This is a genomic window from Vibrio algicola (assembly GCF_009601765.2).
Taxonomy (GTDB): domain Bacteria; phylum Pseudomonadota; class Gammaproteobacteria; order Enterobacterales; family Vibrionaceae; genus Vibrio; species Vibrio algicola.
On the sequence record NZ_CP045700.1, the window covers coordinates 631593 to 650788 of the forward strand.

Annotated in this window: 25 protein-coding genes; 15 read left to right on the top strand and 10 right to left on the bottom strand. The window is 42.3% G+C overall.

The window, feature by feature from the left end; all coding sequences use genetic code 11:
• Positions 1–4: 4 nt before the first annotated feature.
• Together GFB47_RS14585 and GFB47_RS14590 are read left to right on the top strand one after the other, a co-directional pair.
• On the top strand, positions 5–1039 hold the full coding sequence (locus tag GFB47_RS14585) for a hypothetical protein (RefSeq protein WP_153448756.1): 1035 nt from the start codon (positions 5–7) through the stop codon (positions 1037–1039).
• Positions 1040–1416: 377 nt separating this feature from the next.
• On the top strand, positions 1417–1605 hold the full coding sequence (locus GFB47_RS14590) for a hypothetical protein (RefSeq protein WP_153448757.1): 189 nt from the start codon (positions 1417–1419) through the stop codon (positions 1603–1605).
• Between the two features lie 12 nt (positions 1606–1617).
• Here GFB47_RS14590 and GFB47_RS14595 read toward each other — a convergent pair whose 3' ends face one another.
• Complete coding sequence (locus GFB47_RS14595; RefSeq protein WP_153448758.1) at positions 1618–1812, bottom strand: hypothetical protein; 195 nt, start codon at positions 1810–1812, stop codon at positions 1618–1620.
• A gap of 355 nt (positions 1813–2167) precedes the next feature.
• Between GFB47_RS14595 and GFB47_RS14600 the strand changes: the two genes are divergently transcribed.
• From GFB47_RS14600 to GFB47_RS14650, 11 genes are all read left to right on the top strand, one after another.
• On the top strand, positions 2168–2419 hold the full coding sequence (locus GFB47_RS14600) for a PapB/FocB family fimbrial expression transcriptional regulator (RefSeq protein ID WP_153448759.1): 252 nt from the start codon (positions 2168–2170) through the stop codon (positions 2417–2419).
• A 38-nt stretch (positions 2420–2457) separates the two neighbouring features.
• The gene (locus tag GFB47_RS14605) at positions 2458–2976 is read left to right on the top strand and encodes a hypothetical protein (protein WP_153448760.1); all 519 of its coding nucleotides are present in this window, start codon (positions 2458–2460) and stop codon (positions 2974–2976) included.
• A gap of 32 nt (positions 2977–3008) precedes the next feature.
• Complete coding sequence (locus GFB47_RS14610) at positions 3009–3350, top strand: hypothetical protein (protein WP_153448761.1); 342 nt, start codon at positions 3009–3011, stop codon at positions 3348–3350.
• Complete coding sequence (locus tag GFB47_RS14615) at positions 3351–3563, top strand: hypothetical protein (protein ID WP_153448762.1); 213 nt, start codon at positions 3351–3353, stop codon at positions 3561–3563. It abuts the gene before it with no gap.
• A gap of 99 nt (positions 3564–3662) precedes the next feature.
• The gene (locus GFB47_RS14620) at positions 3663–4103 is read left to right on the top strand and encodes a hypothetical protein (protein ID WP_153448763.1); all 441 of its coding nucleotides are present in this window, start codon (positions 3663–3665) and stop codon (positions 4101–4103) included.
• A gap of 3 nt (positions 4104–4106) precedes the next feature.
• On the top strand, positions 4107–4469 hold the full coding sequence (locus GFB47_RS14625) for a DUF7694 domain-containing protein (RefSeq protein WP_153448764.1): 363 nt from the start codon (positions 4107–4109) through the stop codon (positions 4467–4469).
• A complete protein-coding gene (locus GFB47_RS14630) occupies positions 4469–4768 on the top strand; it encodes a hypothetical protein (protein WP_153448765.1) in 300 nt (99 codons plus the stop codon). The genes GFB47_RS14625 and GFB47_RS14630 overlap by 1 nt, the downstream gene beginning before the upstream one ends.
• A 165-nt stretch (positions 4769–4933) precedes the next feature.
• The gene (locus GFB47_RS14635; protein WP_153448766.1) at positions 4934–5200 is read left to right on the top strand and encodes a hypothetical protein; all 267 of its coding nucleotides are present in this window, start codon (positions 4934–4936) and stop codon (positions 5198–5200) included.
• Between the two features lie 18 nt (positions 5201–5218).
• The gene (locus GFB47_RS14640; RefSeq protein WP_153448767.1) at positions 5219–5815 is read left to right on the top strand and encodes a 3'-5' exonuclease; all 597 of its coding nucleotides are present in this window, start codon (positions 5219–5221) and stop codon (positions 5813–5815) included.
• Entirely contained in the window at positions 5815–6390 is a 576-nt protein-coding gene (ssb, locus tag GFB47_RS14645; protein WP_153448768.1) for a single-stranded DNA-binding protein, read from the top strand. Before GFB47_RS14640 ends, ssb begins: the two co-directional genes overlap by 1 nt.
• Before the next feature lie 273 nt (positions 6391–6663).
• Positions 6664–7887, top strand: a complete 1224-nt coding sequence (locus tag GFB47_RS14650) for a site-specific integrase (RefSeq protein ID WP_153448769.1) — start codon at positions 6664–6666, stop codon at positions 7885–7887.
• Between the two features lie 157 nt (positions 7888–8044).
• Here the strand turns inward: GFB47_RS14650 and tdh are convergent, their stop codons facing one another.
• Both tdh and GFB47_RS14660 read right to left on the bottom strand, forming a co-directional pair.
• Positions 8045–9082 (bottom strand): L-threonine 3-dehydrogenase, encoded by a 1038-nt coding sequence (tdh, locus tag GFB47_RS14655; protein ID WP_153449027.1) that lies wholly within the window; start codon positions 9080–9082, stop codon positions 8045–8047.
• Between the two features lie 32 nt (positions 9083–9114).
• Positions 9115–10308, bottom strand: a complete 1194-nt coding sequence (locus tag GFB47_RS14660) for a glycine C-acetyltransferase (RefSeq protein ID WP_153448770.1) — start codon at positions 10306–10308, stop codon at positions 9115–9117.
• Positions 10309–10488: 180 nt separating this feature from the next.
• Here GFB47_RS14660 and GFB47_RS14665 point away from each other — a divergent pair, with 180 nt between their 5' ends.
• Positions 10489–11400: a LysR family transcriptional regulator gene (locus GFB47_RS14665; protein ID WP_153448771.1), complete on the top strand. Its 912-nt coding sequence runs from the start codon at positions 10489–10491 to the stop codon at positions 11398–11400.
• Position 11401: 1 nt separating this feature from the next.
• Here GFB47_RS14665 and GFB47_RS14670 read toward each other — a convergent pair whose 3' ends face one another.
• Positions 11402–12145 carry a phosphatase gene (locus GFB47_RS14670; RefSeq protein WP_153448772.1) on the bottom strand — a complete coding sequence of 248 codons (744 nt, stop codon included), beginning with the start codon at positions 12143–12145 and terminating at the stop codon, positions 11402–11404.
• 207 nt (positions 12146–12352) lie between these two features.
• Between GFB47_RS14670 and GFB47_RS14675 the strand changes: the two genes are divergently transcribed.
• Complete coding sequence (locus GFB47_RS14675) at positions 12353–13477, top strand: DUF3541 domain-containing protein (protein WP_153448773.1); 1125 nt, start codon at positions 12353–12355, stop codon at positions 13475–13477.
• Between the two features lie 74 nt (positions 13478–13551).
• On the opposite strand, the gene GFB47_RS14680 is transcribed toward GFB47_RS14675, so the two are convergent.
• The 6 genes from GFB47_RS14680 to GFB47_RS14705 form a co-directional block, all read right to left on the bottom strand.
• A complete protein-coding gene (locus tag GFB47_RS14680) occupies positions 13552–14337 on the bottom strand; it encodes a hypothetical protein (RefSeq protein ID WP_153448774.1) in 786 nt (261 codons plus the stop codon).
• A 146-nt stretch (positions 14338–14483) separates the two neighbouring features.
• Positions 14484–14798: an AzlD domain-containing protein gene (locus GFB47_RS14685; protein ID WP_153448775.1), complete on the bottom strand. Its 315-nt coding sequence runs from the start codon at positions 14796–14798 to the stop codon at positions 14484–14486.
• Positions 14795–15529 carry an AzlC family ABC transporter permease gene (locus GFB47_RS14690; RefSeq protein ID WP_225874324.1) on the bottom strand — a complete coding sequence of 245 codons (735 nt, stop codon included), beginning with the start codon at positions 15527–15529 and terminating at the stop codon, positions 14795–14797. Before GFB47_RS14690 ends, GFB47_RS14685 begins: the two co-directional genes overlap by 4 nt.
• 130 nt (positions 15530–15659) lie before the next feature.
• Positions 15660–16514, bottom strand: a complete 855-nt coding sequence (locus GFB47_RS14695) for a tetratricopeptide repeat protein (RefSeq protein ID WP_153448777.1) — start codon at positions 16512–16514, stop codon at positions 15660–15662.
• 152 nt (positions 16515–16666) lie between these two features.
• Positions 16667–17707 carry a selenide, water dikinase SelD gene (gene selD, locus GFB47_RS14700; protein ID WP_153448778.1) on the bottom strand — a complete coding sequence of 347 codons (1041 nt, stop codon included), beginning with the start codon at positions 17705–17707 and terminating at the stop codon, positions 16667–16669.
• A gap of 73 nt (positions 17708–17780) precedes the next feature.
• Positions 17781–19091: a sulfurtransferase gene (locus GFB47_RS14705; RefSeq protein WP_153448779.1), complete on the bottom strand. Its 1311-nt coding sequence runs from the start codon at positions 19089–19091 to the stop codon at positions 17781–17783.
• Positions 19092–19196: the final 105 nt, after the last annotated feature.

The window sequence follows — 19196 nt, forward strand, 5'->3', positions numbered from 1 at the left end:
AGTCATGCACACCATTTTAAAAATAGAAAATTGCGAACAGCTTGACGAGCTTATTAAAGCTCTAACAAATCCATTACAAAATCAGGATTTATCCACTCTTGATTTAACAAGCCTTTATCCTGAAATAACAGTTAAACTAGATGGTGGTGATGACTTAAATGGACAGCTAACATCGACAATATGCAAAGGATTAGCGGATTTTCATAATGATTTTTTAAAGGCATACTGTATTATTAAATACAGCAGTGACAATTTAAAGAATCTAAAACCCGATGAACGTGAAAAATTAGAAATAGTTTTTAATGTAGAAGCTGGGTGCACCCAGATCTTTGCAGATATAAAAGAATGCTTATCATCAATAAAGGATGTGATCACAGTGGCTAGCGATGGTTTAACAGGAAATCAAAAAACAGCTTTATTTCTTGTGGCTATTATTTCTTGTGGAGGGTATTTTGCTTACTCTGAATACATTGATCTTCAAAAGACACAAGCTTCCGCCTCACAAGCAGTATCAATAAAAGAGGCTGATAACCGACAAATTAAAATATGGACAGATAGCTTAGATAAAGTAGTTATAGCTAATACCAAGCTTGCCGAAACAAAAATAAAGTTAAGTGCACAAATGGATAAAGCCTATCAAGGTATGGTAAAAACCGGCATTGCTGCTGGAGCCACAAACATCAAACTATCTGGAACCTCTTCAGTTGAGTTGAACGAAAAAGATAGCAAGCAATTTACAACCAGTGCAAAAAAGCCACTAATCACATCAGAGAAAACTTATACTCTTGAAATTAACGCCATCAAGCGGACATCTGACGGAAACTTAACAGTTAACGCTAGACTTGATGATGGCTCAGAAAATAGTTTCATACTTGCAGTTGACACTACATTTATAGAGCAAGATGAAGTGAACATACTCTTTGAAGCTTTTAAAAATGGCAATGCAGTTAATGTTCACGGAAACTACAAGATAAGATCTGGGACAATTGAGAAGGCACAAGCATCAACAATATCAAAGCCAAATGCGCCAACTACATAAACCAACAATATAACTAATAAAAACCACCCTCTTCGGTGGTTTTTTTTGTACCTAAAAAAGCAGATCCCTACCAAATTATTACACTCCAACAAAATATAATTCCATTTTGTAATTTACAAACCAATTCCATTATGTAATATTTGTCTCATCAACACACTGAAAGCGCCAAGAACAGCGCCGATCATGTTGATGGCTCTTTAACAGGATTGAACTATGAACGACTAACTTTGGTCCCCTCACCAATGAAGGAACCAAACTAGGTCACTCCGAGCACACTCACGGAGGACAGAAATTGAGTGAAGGCTTTTTGCCATTCATTCGAGTGGCAATTTCAAAGCATCTAGGTTGGGTGTTTTGGAATTTAAACAGGAGGATTTATGAAAGATGCGAAATTATCCAATCACATTTGGAGAGCAATTGAGGCTCAAGCAAAAACTGTGGTGGAAGGACTAAACATTGACAACATTAATCGAATTGATGGTAGTAACGTTGAATTAGTAAATGAGTTTGAGCTAAAGCGACTACGCATTCTTATTCGCCAACTGGAAGAAGAAAGCCCGAACTAACGGGCTTTTAAGTTACTTTTTCTTGAGAGCATCTTCTATTAGGTCTGCATATTGAGATAGGCGTGATAGATGCACTTTTAATCTATCAGGACCAGACGAAGTAAGTACATCATTCTTAATAATCTCAAGAGCGCTAGCAACGGCCAGCTGTCTATCTGGAGTCGATGAGTGTGCAAGTTGAGATATAGCAGTATCTTTATCGCTCATTTAAATATCCTTTTTCTTGTCTGTGGAAACAAGAACATACCAGTTTCTATGTCTGTGGAAAGCCGTAGAGATCACGTTGCTGGGCGTGAATAAATAATCCAGCCCAAATCAATGATCCATTGACAACCTCAGCGGTGCGTAGGGATATAACGCCCGAACCGGAGATCTGCCCCTCCTTGCCTCTCAGCATAAAAACGTGCAGAAATGACCGGTAGTGCGAACAACATGATCACTCGAATGGTCATGCGTACGGGATAGCCTCTTTCCCCATTAAGAGGCAAACCCAAAGCGTCTACCTACCTTACTGGCTGGTGGACGCTTTAGGTTTAAAGCCAATCCAAATAACGGAGGTGAAATGCTTTTACCTGGCATGGAATCAAGCGAAAAAGTAGAGCTAATTATCTCTCTCACCAAAATTCGCAGTGAACCTCAGATCAAAGCACTTAAACGCCACTTTGTAGAGGGTTACAACATGGCCGCTTGCGCTGAATCAGAAGAGATAGCTCCTTCAAACTTTCAAAGAGCAATAGATACCGTTCAATCCGCCTCCAAGATCGTCGATGAAATAAAAGAACTAGATTGGGTTCGGTTTAAATCAGTAAAGTGATAAGCGCACTCTTATTACTTATTAATTAGGAGTAAACAATGTCCAAACAGTTATTCGATAAATCAGGCAAAGAAGTACCAGAACGCCCAGCAATGGACAATGATGATGTTCGATTGCTTGTCATTAACAACGCAGTAGAGGCTCTATTTAAAGGTAAGTATTGCCCGTTTGAATATCATGAGCGAGAAGAACTATTGGAAACGCTTATTGCTGAGTATTCCGATTATGACGACGAATACGCACTAGCTAAGAAGTTTGAAGATTATGGATGGGATGTTAACCGTGACTTTGTTAACAACTTGGAATGTGTAACTGGTGAGATTTCAAGTTCGCTTAATGAGACCATAAAAGCTTGGTTCGATGCTTATCAACCGATTCCCCCTTATTCAACTGGTACTCAGATTACGGTAATCAGCTTTAATGGCAAAGAAACCGGAGTCATTGAGTCCATCTACGAATACGACCAAGCAACTTACACAGTAAAGCTTGATAACCAATTAGACAGTGACACCTCTCGCCGCCTAATTAAATTCGAAGATGCCACCTTGGCAGAATAACAAACCCAACCATCAACCACGAGGGGTACATCATGAAATTTAACCCACACAGCGGATACGGACGCCTGTACAGACTCTTAAATGAAACCAATGGCCCCGTTACTCGTGATCAAATAATTGAAAAATGCTTCATTCCAGTTGGCAGCGTTCGTTACTCCATTATGCGTTTACGTGAGCATGGCCTAACCATCCACGTTGAGTACTGTAATCAATCACATGTTGGCGGAGCAAAGTACACGTTAGATGCAAAAGATAAAAACAAATACCACTTTGAGCCACCTAAAAACAAAAGCCCTCTTCACTTTGTACGTAAAGCGGAATTCCACATTCCATTCAATAACTGGGCTCAAATCCACCAGCTAATGGGGGCTTAAATGGCTGCTACCTATAAAACCGAATACGGCACGGTTACAGCCAGTCGCCCTTATTTCAGCTTCATTTCAGGTCGTGAAGCCATCGACTTAACTTTAATTAAACCCGAAAACGAAAATAATGGCTGGGGCATTAGCCGCGCAGTTCGCTCCGATGTTGAACTAACCCCTGAGTTATTTTTATCTTTTGCCCAAGAGGCTGCAGAGAGACTTTGATGAACACTCTACTACTCTACGCCCTGTTATGTGGGGCGTTTTATCTACTGTATTTTAAATTCAAATAGCGCACTACGGTGCGTATTTGTCGGAGTTAATATGGAAAAGCCCTTATCAATAAAGCTTCACGCGCTTTTATCAAGTGAATTCCCCAATTCATCACAAAATCTAGCCAAGTTTGCACGCTCTAAAAAGTACAAAGAACTTAAGTCCAACTATCGAATTTATCGAATTGGTGGTGACCTGTATATAGCCTATAAATCAGATGAAGAATGGCTTTGTGGAGCAAAATTAATTCGTGTCGCTTGCGGTTACTTTGAAACCTTCGCCAGCCTTACTCCCTCATATGAAGATGTAACAGAGTGGTTCATCAGTGAGTATTCTCAGAAAGGAATGTGTGCTTATACCGATATGCGTCATGAATGGCATCAGGGTGCGCACGAAGAGGAGCTTGAAGACGGAGAAACTAGAACCTGCTTTCACTGCGGAAAAACTGAGGCGCTGAAGTCTAAAATGGTTCGTGAAATCTGGTGGGAGTGAGCGATGAAACTAAAACCATTTAAGAAAATTCATCACTCTAGTTTTCCTCCAGAACGAAACAGAAAGCACCCTCACCACGTCTACCAAAGCAGCCAGTATTTAGTGCAAATCTACCTTGAAAGTGAATCACTTACTCGCATTACCGTGAACAGTGTTAAGCGCAAAGGTAGCAACTGGCAAGACGGGATTACGTTTGATGAACTGCAAGCGATTAAATCAGCAGTTGGTTATGGTGATAGCTGCGCTGTTGAGGTTTATCCAGAAGACAGCGAACTAATCAATGATGCCAATATGCGTCACTTGTGGGTTTTAAGTGAGCGTCCTGATTTTGCTTGGACGCGAGACAAGAATGCGAGGCGAATATAATGGCGCTTGAATTAAGCTCTTTCGATAAACGGTGCGCATTACAGCGCATCATGGAATTAGACCGTAAATTAAACCTAACCGAAGATGAAAAGCGGGATTATCAAAACCGGATTGAGATTGTCGAAGAGTTTGATAGGCAGCATCGAAATACTTGGAAGTCGGAACGCAGATCTTGGATAAAAGCGCAGCTTATCAAAAAGATGATGACCAAAGAGCAATCTGAAAAGAAACTTTCTGAGCTTGATATTGATGCTGACTTAATACTTGGCAGGCCAAGCTACCCATGGAGGTTGATATGAAAATAACCCACCGACCTAGCGGATCAATGTGCCAAGTATGCACCCATAAAGGTGACAAGTCATACCCAAATGGGAAATGTCCATCGCCAGCTATGTTTTACCTTATGCGACCAATCAAGAAAGACAAAGACGGCGTGATCGTTGTTAAGTGTGAGAGGTTTGAGCGTGGAATTCAAAGATAGATACTACTGCCCATATTGCCGCTTAGAAATGCGCAGTGGTGAAGTACGAGCACGGCACGTTGATCCAGATGAAGCGTGGATGGATAGGTGTTGTGAGTACGGTGTGGGCGATAAAGGCGTGATGCCTACCTTGATAACAGCAACGGAACAGGCTAAGCGCTCAATTAAAGACTTAACAGCCAAAAAGAACGCCACCAACAAGAAATTACGCGAGTGCAAAAGGTGGGTGCTAGATAATGAACTTAAATAATTTAAAAGGCATTAAAGAATGAAATACCGGAACGTAGCCATTGATACAGAAACGCTTGATACTGAAACCACCGCCAAGATCTTAAGTATTGGCATCGTGCCTTTCAATTGGGGCGAGCAAGTTAGCTTTGAAGAGTTATGCAACCGCCCATCAAGCAAGTATATAAAAATAGATATGAATAGCTATCTTGTGGAGGATGGAGTATTTACCACCAATGCAAGCACAGAAAGCTGGTGGAGTGAGCAAGGGGAAGAAGCTCGCCACGTATTAGAACCTGATTTAAGTGATCTACCGATTCGCGATGCGCTTCACTCACTCAAGCAGCACTTATCCGATTATGTTGAACCGCTCAAAAAAGACCAGGGACAAGTATTCTGCCGTGGTTACGATTTTGATGGGGGCATTCTTAACAACGCCTTTGAGCAATGCGGAATAGCTAAGCCGTGGGGGTATAACCGATTCCGCTGTGTTCGCACTGTTATTGATACATTAGCCGGCACTCGAAACGGATACGTAAAAGAAAGCGATCCCGATGGATTCATTCACCACCACGCGCTTCACGATGCAGCAAAAGACACATTAAGCATGATCACTTTAGAGATGGGGAGACGATAATGGCTAGCAAAGGCATCAATAAAGTAATCCTAGTCGGCAACCTAGGCAAGGATCCAGAAGTTCGCTACACAACATCAGGTTCAGCAGTGGCGCAAATTACCATTGCAACAAGTGAGTCATGGCGTGATAAAGCCACCAGCGAACAACGAGAAAAAACAGAATGGCACCGTGTTGTGCTATGGGGAAAGGTTGCCGAAGTTGCCGGGGAGTATTTAAAGAAAGGCTCTCAAGTTTATATCGAGGGCCAACTAGAAACCCGTAAATGGCAAGACCAAAACGGACAAGACCGCTACACAACAGAAGTCGTAGTAAAAGGCTTTAACGGTGTAATGCAAATGCTAGGCGGTAACCGCAACGAATCTTGGGGCCAACCACAACAGCCATCAAACAACGTCCAAGCAAACCCACCAGCCAAGAGCCAACAACAAGCGGCTCCTCAAAATCAGCACCAATACCCACCAAACAACGAAAACAACAGCGCACCGCAATACAACGAGCCGCCAATGGATTTTGACGATGATATTCCGTTTATCGACCCCTACCGACGAACGTTACGACTTACCCACTCTATCTAACAAATCTAATCACCCGGTAGGTTTTTTAATCCCTTAACTGTCAACCACCATTTGCACTGTCATTTGGTGGTTATGTTCACTTCATTTACACGTTATATAGGTCGATCAAATGAGTAGATCTCAAATCGCTATTGTTACGCTTAAAAAGGCTTCGGAAGAAATCGGATTGAGCACAAAAACGCTTAGAGAAAAAGCTCGTGACGGTTTCTACCCATCCACTGTCATGAGAAAAATTCAAGGCACTTGGATGGTAGATATTGAGGAGTGGAACCGATGGCACAGAACGCAGGCATAGAACTACCAAAAGGAATTGAAATCCATGGTAATAAACTGCGCATCATTTTTTACAATAATGGTAAGCGATACAGAGAAGCCTTAGGTCTCGAACCAACAAAGCAGAATATCAACTTCGCTAGTCGCAAGCGTGAAGCCATTATGTACGAAATCAAAATAGGTATCTTCAATTACGCCGCCCACTTTCCTAACTCAAAGCATGCCTCAGGCAAACCAAGGGCACTCGATATTAGTGAATTGGCAAAACGATTTCTTGAATCAAAAGCTCACGACGTTCGTAGCTCTACACTGCAACGTTATGATTGGGTACTGCGTGATTTTATTATGTGCTATGGCGAAAATCGCAGCTGCGATACATTATCACCCCGTTCACTTAGCCAGTTTCGACAAGAGCTTGTTAAAGGCAAAGCGGGACGAACTATCAACCGCAATCTAGTGACTATTAACGCCTTCTTAAGCTGGCTGTATAAAATGGAATATATTGATCGTGACTTATCCGAAGTGCTTACTCGAGTAAAAGAAAGCCCTGCCGATATACAGCCATTTTCAGTCGGTGAAATCGATAAGATACTATCTAGCTGTCATCAACTGCAGCATAGAAATATGGTCACCCTACTTCTCTATACTGGTATTCGTAGTGGTGAGCTCTGTGCATTGGCATGGGAGGATGTGGATTTTAATAATAAGACAATTCACGTTCGCCGTTCTACTTATGATAACCGTGGCCTAAAAACCACCAAAACAGACAACGAACGTTTTGTTGACCTCATGCCACCAGCCATTGAAGCATTAAAGGCGCAGCGTCATCTTACTTATCTATATCCTGCAAATAGTCATCAGGTCGAATTGCCTGGTAAAAGCTACCGAACTGAAAAACTTAGGTTCGTATTCAATCCTAAGGTGGTGAGAGCACAAAAAGGAAGTGACTATGATTATTACGGTAAACGCGCATTAGGTAGGATCTGGAAAGAGTTATGCAGTAAAGCAAACGTTGAATATCGCAATCAATACCAATTACGCCACACCTACGCCAGTTGGATGATCACCCACGCTAATGTAAACGTGAGTTACCTCGCCCACCAGATGGGCCATGCGGATATAACCATGGTTGCGAAAGTGTATGGGAAGTGGCTCACCGAATCTAACAAGAAAGAATCGGATAGAGTGTGGAGTGAACTATTAAAGATTCAAAATAAGAAGTGATATAGAAAGCCCCAAAATTACTTTGGGGCTTTTTTGTTTTAGCTTTGGGGCTAAATTGGGGCTTTTTCTGGGGCTAAATAGGGCTAAATCTTCCACTTTACTGTTTTTATGAACAGTGCTAGAACTTTAGTTTTTCATCCCCATAAGTCGCCAATTATTACTTAGTCCAATCTAAGATAACTTTCCCAGAAAGCCCGCCACGCATAGTGTCGAAGCCCTCTTGGAAATCATCAACGCTGAAATGATGCGTGATAATTGGCGTCAGATCTAAGCCTGATTGAATGAGGCTTGCCATTTTATACCAAGTTTCGAACATTTCACGGCCGTAGATGCCTTTCACCACCAAACCTTTGAAGATAATGTTGTTCCAGTCGATTGACATGCTTGATGGTGGTAGACCTAATAAAGCAACACGGCCACCGTGGTTCATCGCTTCTAGCATTGAGTTAAATGCAGAAGGGACGCCTGACATTTCTAAACCAACATCAAAGCCTTCGGTCATGCCAAGTTCGCTCATCACATCTTCAAGCTTTTGCTCTGCCACGTTAACAGCGCGAGTCACGCCCATTTTACGAGCCAAATCTAAGCGGTATTCATTCACATCGGTGATCACTACATGACGTGCACCAACGTGTTTTGCCACGGCAGCCGCCATGATACCAATTGGGCCTGCGCCTGTGATCAGCACATCTTCACCCACTAAATCAAAAGATAGCGCGGTATGGACGGCATTGCCAAATGGGTCAAAAATTGAGGCCAAATCATCAGAGATTTCGTCTGGAATCTTAAACGCATTAAAGGCTGGGATCACTAGATATTCCGAAAATGCACCGGTACGGTTAACGCCAACACCTGTGGTATTACGGCATAAATGAGTACGGCCACCACGACAGTTACGGCAATGACCGCAAGTAATGTGCCCTTCACCAGAAACACGGTCACCAATGGTAAAGCCTTTGACTTCTTGGCCAATACCCACGACTTCACCAACATATTCATGGCCGACAACCATTGGGTAAGGAATGGTTTTTTGTGACCATTCATCCCAGTTGTAAATATGCACATCAGTGCCACAAATCGCGGTTTTGCGAATTTTGATTAAGATGTCGTTATGGCCCATTTCTGGCATATCGACTTCATTCATCCAAATGCCTTCTTCTGGCTTTAGTTTTGACAAGGCTTTAATTTTGCCCATCTGTTGAATGTTTTCTGCCATTTGAATACCCATTAGATAATCTCCATTTCTTTACCAACTGCGATGAATGCATCAATCGCGCGGTCAAGTTGTTCTGTTGTGTGTCCGGCCGACATTTGAGTACGAATACGCGCCTGACCTTTTGGTACCACTGGGAATGAGAAACCGACCACATAAATGCCTTTTTCAAGTGCACGTTCTGCAAATTCAGCCGCCACTTTAGCATCGCCAAGCATGATAGGAATGATGGCGTGATCAGCGCCTGCCATAGTAAAGCCAGCCTCGGTCATGCGAGTGCGGAAATGAGCGGCGTTTTCCCAAAGTTTGGCGCGTAAATCACTGCTTTCTGCCAATAAATCAATCACTCGAATTGAAGCTGACACAATCGCTGGCGCAACAGAGTTCGAGAACAAGTACGGACGAGAGCGCTGACGCAACCAGTCGATCACTTCTTTTTTACCTGCAGTATAACCACCAGAAGCGCCGCCCATTGCTTTACCAAGTGTGCCTGTGATCAAATCAATACGACCCATCACATTATTATATTCATGGGTTCCGCGACCGTTTTCGCCCATAAAGCCCACCGCATGGGAATCATCGACCATCACCAATGCATTGTATTTATCGGCTAAATCACAAATAGCGGTTAAGTTTGCAACCACACCATCCATTGAGAAAACGCCATCGGTCACAATTAACTTATGACGAACACCGGCCTCATCGGCAGCGATCAATTGCTCTTCTAATTGTGCCATATCGTTGTTTGCGTAACGGAAGCGCTTTGCTTTACATAAGCGAACACCATCAATTATAGAAGCGTGATTTAATGCATCCGAAATGATCGCATCTTCAGCGCCAAGTATTGTTTCGAATAAACCGGTATTGGCATCAAAACATGAGGTATAAAGAATGGTGTCTTCCATACCTAAGAAATCCGATAACTTGCGCTCTAAAGTCTTATGCAGATCTTGTGTTCCACAAATAAAACGGACCGACGCCATGCCAAAACCGTGATCATCCATACCTTGTTTTGCCGCTTCGATAAGCGCAGGGTGATTCGCTAAACCAAGATAGTTATTGGCACAAAAGTTTAGCACTTCTTCGCCAGTTGAGATCGAAACCGCAGCCGCTTGAGCTGAGGTAATAATACGTTCAGATTTGTATAAACCTTCTGACTTAACATCTTCAATTTGTTGGTTTATTTGGTTGTAAAATGCAGATGACATGGTATTCCCTTTTATTATAATTTCATTTATACCCGTAGGTATGACTACGATGAGTATGACGAGTTACTGCTGTTAAACGCGATAAAACCATTCTAATCGAACTGATTTAATACTATTATCCCCTAACATGGAAAAACATTAGTGAATTTAAATCACAAATAGCCAAATAAAGGAAATGTGATGCTCAATAAAGGTTTGATCGCCCTACTGCCCGATCTCGCGACATTTATTTTAGTGGTCAATAAAGGCTCGTTCACCGCCGCGGCTAAAGAGCTCGGCGTGACACCCTCTGCATTAAGTAAATTGATCACGCGACTTGAATCAGCGCTCGAAGTGAAATTGTTTGAGCGTACCACCCGCAGTTTATTGATCACTCAATCAGGGCAAAAAATCTATCAACAGTCCGTTATTATGGTCAATGCTGCCCAACAAGCGCTGGATATTTCCAATGCCGAGCACTCCGAACCAGTCGGCACCATTACCGTTGCTGCGCCTAAAGCATTTTTAAGTATCGTATTACAGCCGATTGTGACCCCATTTTTGCAGCGTTACCCTGAGATCGAACTCAAGCTCAAAGTATCCGATGGTGAAATAGGCCTGTTAGAACAAGACATTGATATTATGTTTCGCCTAACCGATGCCCCTTATGAGAACTTAATTTCGCGTGAACTTGGTAAGGTCAATTTATCTTTGTGTGCCAACCCCGATTACCTTTTAGACAAAGGAACTCCCTGCCATCCAACCGATTTACGCCAACACGATTGTATTTATTTGGGTGAAACACGAACCGATCATATTTGGGATTTTGTTAAAGGCAACGAAACCCACACCATTCCGGTAACTGGGCGCTATGCGGTCAACCACTCTCAAATGCGACTCAATGGGGTAAAGGATGGCTTAGGGATCGGGATCTTTCCAGATTTTGTGATAAAAGAAGCGGTACGAAATGGTGAAGTGATTCAAGTGCTAAAAGATTGGACCATTAAAGGGAATTATCATGGTGTCATTGCGATGCAGTACGCGCCAAGCAAATACATGCCAACGCGTATGCGAGTATTTATTGATTATGCGATTAAGCACTTACCGATATAGCTTACAAGCCATCAAATTCTACAATAGCCGCACGTCCACGCAGCGCTAAAAAGGCAAGAAATTGCGCTGGAGTATGTGTGATCACTTTGTCTGTCGGCATTTGCACGTCATCTAATAATGGTGACACTTTCTCAAACACCCCGATTTCAGTGCAAAAATGGGCATCTGAACCAGTAGTAATAAAGCCACCAGCCGCTTTTACTACACGCGCAATTTGTGCACAACGTTCTTCACTGCCGGCGCGACTGCCGCCTTTTAATGAAGAGTTATTCAACTCGATCGCGACATTATGTTGTTTGGCACATTGCGCCACCGCTTCAAAATCAAAATCGTAATTAGGGTTGCCCAAATGCCCGAGCGCATCAATTTTGCCACTTTTGATAATATTGAGCAGCGCCTCGGTGTGCGACGCTTTATCCATTGGCTTAAATACTGCTTCGTGGAAACTGGCGATCACCCAATCAAGGTGCTCATAGGTGCTGGGATGCAGATCCACTTCGCCTGCAACATTCATAATATTGGTTTCCACCCCACGGATGATCGCAACCTCATCAATAAAACGAGGCAAAATACGCTGATTATTGAAAAACCAGTAATGCGGAGAGCCCGGCATAGCAGAGGAATGATCGGTAGTGCAAAACATCTTCAAACCATGCTCTTTCGCCATTTTTACATTTTCAATTAAGGTACTGTAAGCATGACCGCTGGCATAAGTATGGGTATGAGTATCAACTTGAATTTGCATCTGTATCACCTTTCATTATTATTTTTATTCAATCATAGTCATACCATATCATCGCCGCTCTATTGATGGACAGCCTGATCGTGATTGAATTTAAAATATTTTAAATACTCACTTTGATTTAACATAAATATACTGCAATTATTGCCAATATCATCGACACTTATAATTATTATAAGACATCATTAAAGCTTGAGTAAAGGAATCACTATGGCTGTAACATTTAAACGAACGACTCTGATTATCGCGCTGTTAGGTTTGTCACAACTGGCATTCAGCCCTGTCAGTTTTGCTAAAAACAGCCTAAACGCCCAAGATCAAGTTACACAAAATACTTATCGTGAAGATGCCCAAATTATTCAACACACCTTTGAAACGCAGCTTTATACCTTAAGTGCCACCACCGCAGGCCATTATGGTTTACGTTTGTTTCGTCAAACTTTAGATCCTAAATATTCAGCCGCAGTGTGGTCTGATTTAGCTCGCGTCACCAGCACATTGAGTTATATTGCCGATAACATCGAAACGCCTGAACAAGTAAAAGCTTATGGTGTTGAGCAATTAAAGGCTTATAAAAAGATCCAAAAACCACGAACTCAAATGCGCTATACAATCACCAGTAGAATGCCGGAGTACATGTTAATTGGTAACGATTTACTCAGCACCATGGCGCGTGCCAACGAATACGGCTTAAAGCACAAAGACGATGCCAAACTTAAAAAATTACTGCAAGAGTTTGATTTTACCCCGATGGCCACCGATCACGATATGATCCGTGCATGGGCGGCGCAACAAGCCAATCAGGTTTACTGGTTACGTCAATTAGGCGAGCAAGATGTGGTTGAAGCGTTTATTCAAGCCTTTAAAGACACTTACCCAGACGCTCAAGATAAGCAACTTTCGGATCAACAATACGCCAACAAGATTTATGGCATGACCCATATTATCTTTGCCGCCTCCGAGTACTATCAAAAGCAACTCGATCCCAAAAATAAAGAGTTTGATTGGATCTACGCTTACTTTAGTCACAATATCGACACCATAATTAAGCGCACCAAGCATGATGTGATCGCCGAAGTCGGTATCAGCTTTTTACTGGCGGGTAAATTAAATGATCCAGCATTATTAAAGGCCCAGCAAAACATTGCCGAAGCGATCGATTTTAAACATGGCATGATCCCATCCACCGATGGTGATTTTGAAGTGGCTAAAGGTGAGCATCGTAATGTCTTGGCTATCATGCTACTTAATTGGCAAGGGGTGAATCAAGCCCCTACCATCATCAATCAGCCACATGTGTTTAAAAATCTGCCGTATGGATTAATGAAAAAGTAATACCAGAGCTGGCCGTCATAAAAACAGAATCGCCCCTTAACGTTAGCGCTAAGGGGCGATTTTTGTATTAAGATTTATTTGTCGCTTTGTACCACCACATCTTTGGCATTACTTTCAAAGAACTTGGTTAAAATTTGCAAATCTAATGGCGCAATATTGGTTCGAGCCCCCATTGATTTAGCCACCGGCCCCCATGAATTTACGGTAAAATGCTTAGGTGACACCTTAGCATGACACGTTGAACAATAGGTAGTGTCGAGCTTTTCTGCATATTTCCATAATGGCTTATTTGAATCTAGTACTGGCGATTCGATCATGCCGGTTAATTCAGCGGTACGCCATTTATTACCATAATCATCCATACTGAATTTGCCTAATTTCAGCTGCTTTTGGCCTTTCTCTGTCACTGCCGCTAAGATCGAACGCTGTCCCTTGCCTAAATAAATAACACTTTCGGCCCCTTCCATTTGATAACCTGACACTGTCACCATACGCTTGTTGCCATCAAGGCTCACAACCTTCATTTCCACCGTTGGGAAAACAGTGGCGAAGTCTTGCATTTTCACAGGCTTGATCGGGTAAACCGCTGGTGCACTCGCCGATGTTTTGGCGGCTAAAGCTATCAATTGATCAATATTATCCACGGCTTCTGAAGAGACATCAGCATGGCTTGATAATACAGTGGTGCTGGTTGAAGGTTTTGATGGTGCTGGCTCAGCCGGTGATGCTAGTTGTGTCGTTGTTTGTATTGACGCATCCTGATGATGATGCATATCATCCGAATGATTTGAAGAACACGCAAAACTAGTGGTGAAATAAAGGCTTGAAAGTGCGAGCAGCGGAAAAGAGTATTTTTTCATAAGGTGAACCTTACAACTGTGGATAGAGTTGCCTGCATCCTACTCCTAAAAATAAAGCCTAAAATTGATCTTAGTCATGAGTGTGGCACATGAAAATATTAATTATTCTCAATAAATATCCATAAATAACAAGCTTATTATGAATATTAATTAATCACAGTATTCAGTATAAAAAAGCAGCCCATACTGATCACTGTGGTTGCAATCACATTGTTGGTTTTCCAGGCCACTAGCGCCGCCAATATTGCCGCGATTAAATACGGATTGTTTAAAGATAAGGCCAATTGTTCATCATGTACAAAGACAATTGGCGCCCAAATTGCGGTTAACACTGCGGGGCTAGAATAACTGAGCAAGCGTTGCGCTTTAACATTAAGTTTAACCGGCAACCTAGGCTCTAAGAAGATATAACGACTTAAAAATACCACTGCGGTCATGGCAATAATTGATGTAAAGATCATCTTTCCTCCTCCGCTTGCATGGTATTGTCATCCACTCTTTTGGGTAAATTCACTTCGGTTAAATAGCCGCTCACCATGGCGAGTAAACTGGCAATAATTAAGCTGCCTTCTACTTGCCAATAGCTCAATAAAACAGAAGCCACCAAAGCGACGATAACCGCGACAAAAATTGGCAGGTTTTTAATGGTTGGGATCACAATCGCAATAAACGTAGCGGCCACCGCAAACTCTAGGCCCCATTGATTCAAATTCGGGATCTCTTTACCTGCGATGATCCCCACCAAACTCGCAAGGTTCCAAAAAAGATAAAAACTCAACCCAGCCCCCAGAGCAAACCAAGGTTGAAATTGAGTTTTTGTTTGATGTCCGCATATTGCAAATAATTCGTCGGTTAATAAGAAACCAAGGGTTAAACGCCAACGAGCTGGCAGTGGACTGATTTTTTCGCGCATTGAAACGCTGTATAAGAAATGACGCGAGGTAATGAAAAATGTGGTCAGCAGCATGGTCCAAATACCTACGTTGGCATCAAACATTCCGGTAGCAACCAATTGCGCCGCACCAGCAAACAATATCGCTGATAATGCTTGAGCTTCTAATGAGGTTAAACCAATATCAATCGCGTACGATCCGGCTAATAACCCCCAAGGCAGTACCGCAATACTTAACGGCAAGATCGCGAGCGTACCTTGCCATAATTGTAAGCGGCGCGACCGATGATGCTCCTTCACGCCAGTCCTGATTTATTGGCACAGTTTGTATAAACCGTGTTTGTATTAGCAGTATTTGTATTAACAACGTTTGTATTAGTACAACTGCTCTTATTAGTATGCTCATTAGCGTCCATGCTAAACCTTAATATTACGCGGTTTCAGTTGGGTCGATTAATTCCTCAAAACGACTATGCCCACGTAGCGATTCAAAATCCGGCTCTTCTGCGGCCAGTTCACGCAGCGAATTACTCGACTCTATCGCCAACTTCAAATCATTAATCGCTTGTTCTTCCGAACCTAAACGAGAGTACGCACAGGCACGTTGATATAAAGCATGACCATTATGATCATCCACCTCCAGCACCCGATTACAAATACTCAGCGCCCAGTGGTATTCATTAATTTCCATGGCTGCATCGGCTTTATGGGTCAGTGCTTCAAGATCGCCGGGGCGAATTTTTAAGATATCATCATAGGTTTCAATCTTCTGCTCTGGGGTTTGAGCACTTTGCGCCCGCAACCACAGATTATGAATTTCGTTAATGATTTCTATCTCGCGGTTATTTTCGGTAATGATGCGCGATTTTCGCTTAAGGTCACGCTCTAAAATGCTGAACTTTTTCTCATACGATAGCGTAATTTCACTCAGCTGTTTATCGGCCATTTCTTTGGTGTTGTGTTTGATCTCTTTTAAAGACTGCCAACCAACAAGCGCCACTAAAGATGCCACACCAGCAATAATGTAGAAGAAGTAAGTCACGGTGATATTAGAGTAATTGAGGGATTTATCGGCAACAGACAGTTCTCTGTCAGTAATTTGAACCGTGAGGCGACGCTCAAGATCTTGTTGCTCGGTACGCAATGCTTTTAATTCATCGAGCACATAACGTTCCATTAATGGTTTATCCATCATGGGTGTTTCGGAGTATTTTTGAGGTTCATTTGCGACCGCTTGAAAGGTCAGCAATAAAGAGAATAAAACAAATAGACAGCGTGTGATCATATCAATTTCCCTTTGATTCTAAATAGGCTCTCGGATCTGAGAGTTAATGTTTCTTCGAATAACGAAACATTAACATAATCAGTCAAAAATCACATCGAATCAAAGCGATTAATACCCTTATTACTTGGGGTATGTAACATTATTGTTGGTCATTAGGCCACATGAACCACAATTGAACTGTCGTCTTGTTTCTCGACTAACTCTCCAATTGAAATTAATTCAATATTGTATTGCTCTGCCACCACTTGAAGGGCTTGGCGATTGCCTTTTTCTACCGCTAGCAATAAACCGCCCGAAGTTTGTGGATCGCACAATACTGATTTTTGCAGATCGGTAATATTACCAATTAAATGACCATAGCTTTCATAGTTGCGTGAAGTACCACCTGGGGTGCAACCTTGTTCGATATACTCATAAACGCCAGGCAATGTCGGCACTTTATCAAACTCAATATTCGCGATAACGTCCGAGCCTTGACACACTTCGCTTAAGTGACCAAGCAGACCAAAACCGGTAACATCTGTCATCGCTTTCACGCATTCAAGTTGAGCAAAATCAAAGCCTGGTTTGTTTAATTTACACATCCAATCGCGTGCTAAACCTTGATGTTCAAATTTTAATTTGGCGCGTTTTTCTGCAGTAGTTAAAATGCCAATCCCTAATGGTTTGGTAATAAACAAATCACAACCCGCTTTAGCTTGGCTATTGCGTTTAATGGTGTCGGTATCTGCAATACCGGTCACCGCTAAACCAAAAATAGGTTCTGGTGCATCAATTGAATGCCCACCTGCAAGTGTGATCCCTGCGTCTTTACACACCGAGCGGCCACCTTCAATCACTTGTTGCGCCACTTCTGGTGATAACTTATCTAACGGCCAGCCTAAGATCGCGATCGCCATGATCGGTTTTCCGCCCATTGCATACACATCGCTGATGGCGTTGGTTGCCGCAATGCGACCAAAATCATACGGATCATCAACAATTGGCATAAAGAAATCGGTGGTGCTGATAATCGCAGTACCATTTTGTAAATCGTATACCGCAGCATCATCACGCTCTTCGTTACCAACTAATAAGTTCGGATCAACAAATTGTGGCACACTGGTTTTTAAAATTTCATCCAATACTTTTGGTGAGATTTTACAACCACAGCCCGCGCCATGACTGTATTGGGTAAGACGAATATCGCTCATAGTATGACCTCAAATTGGTGTAAGTAACCGCCCCAACTCGATGGGACAATAAATAATACTTTATATTTAATTGTTAATGAACAGCGCTTGGCGTACCAGTCAATGTAGGATTATTGCCATCTAGACTCCATTGATACCAACCACCATCAAATACACTGATATTGTTCCAACCCATGGCATAAGCGTACAAGAATACCGCTGATGCTCGCCAGCCAGTGCCACAGTAGAAGCTGACTTTTTGATCGGTGCGAATATTCCACGCCTGCCATTTCGATTGAATTTCGCTGGCACTGCGCATAGTACCGTCCGGGTTGGTAAAGTCGTCTAAATTATTGGAATTTTTACCACCTTGCCCCCATTTAGCACCATCGACACGACCTTTAGGCTTAATATAGCTGTAACCGCTGGTATCGCCAATGTATTCACTCCAAGTCCGCACGCTGACGAGCGAGTTGTTATCGCTGTCTTTGAGCATGATTTTCACTTGGCTTACATCGGTAATGTATTCAGGGTGGGCTGGAACTTTTGCGCCAAACTTCACCACATTTTTCACCGAATTATTACCCGATTGTGTCGGTAGATCCGCCGCTTGCCATGCTTCCCAACCACCATCCAATAAACGGACATCTTTAACGCCTGCATACATTAGAATTTGAGCAATACGCGCCGCACCTAAATTATCACGTCCATACAAAACCACCGTTGTGTCTTGGGTAATACCCAGTTTCTCAATGTTTTGTTGCAATTGTGCAGGCGGTACCACATTCCACAAAGGTTTAGATTCAAAGTCATTGGTATTAGCATATATCGCACCTTTCACATGAGATAACAAATATCCTGTAGCTGGGCCCCAACCGGCTTCAATGATTTTAAAATCATGTTGCGGCGCAGCCACTAACTGCGCATCATTCGACGATGAATGGCTAACCAACAGATTCAACCAACGAGGGCTGACTAAGGTTTTAAAATGCGGTAACGCAACCAATTGATCTTGAAAATCGGATAATGGCTTTTGCATAATTGCTACAGATTTAAAATCAATACCTGTTAATTGTTGTTGCAGTTTTTTCGCATTGCCGCTGTCACAATAAATCTTAATTGGTTGATTTTTATTGAGTTGTTTTTGATCCACTAAAAAGTGAGTTCTTTCGGCTACAGACATATTGTCTAACCATTGGGCGCGAATATTTACCGCATTAGGAATGTGTCCACCCAACTTCATACCTTCTTGCGGCCAACCATTGAAATACTCACTAGCACGACAATCAATGATCTGCGTCGAAGTGGCATTATCTGCCAGCACTGGCCATGAAATACAAATAGAAGTAAAAACAATGGTCGTTCCTAACCAATGCTTAATTTTATTTTTCGATACTAAAAACATAACTATCCCTATAGCCACAGTAAACACTGCTAGCTGAGTGTAAATGAATAAAAAATTTTTTACTTTTTCTACTAATATCAAGCAGGAAATTGAATCCGATCGGAA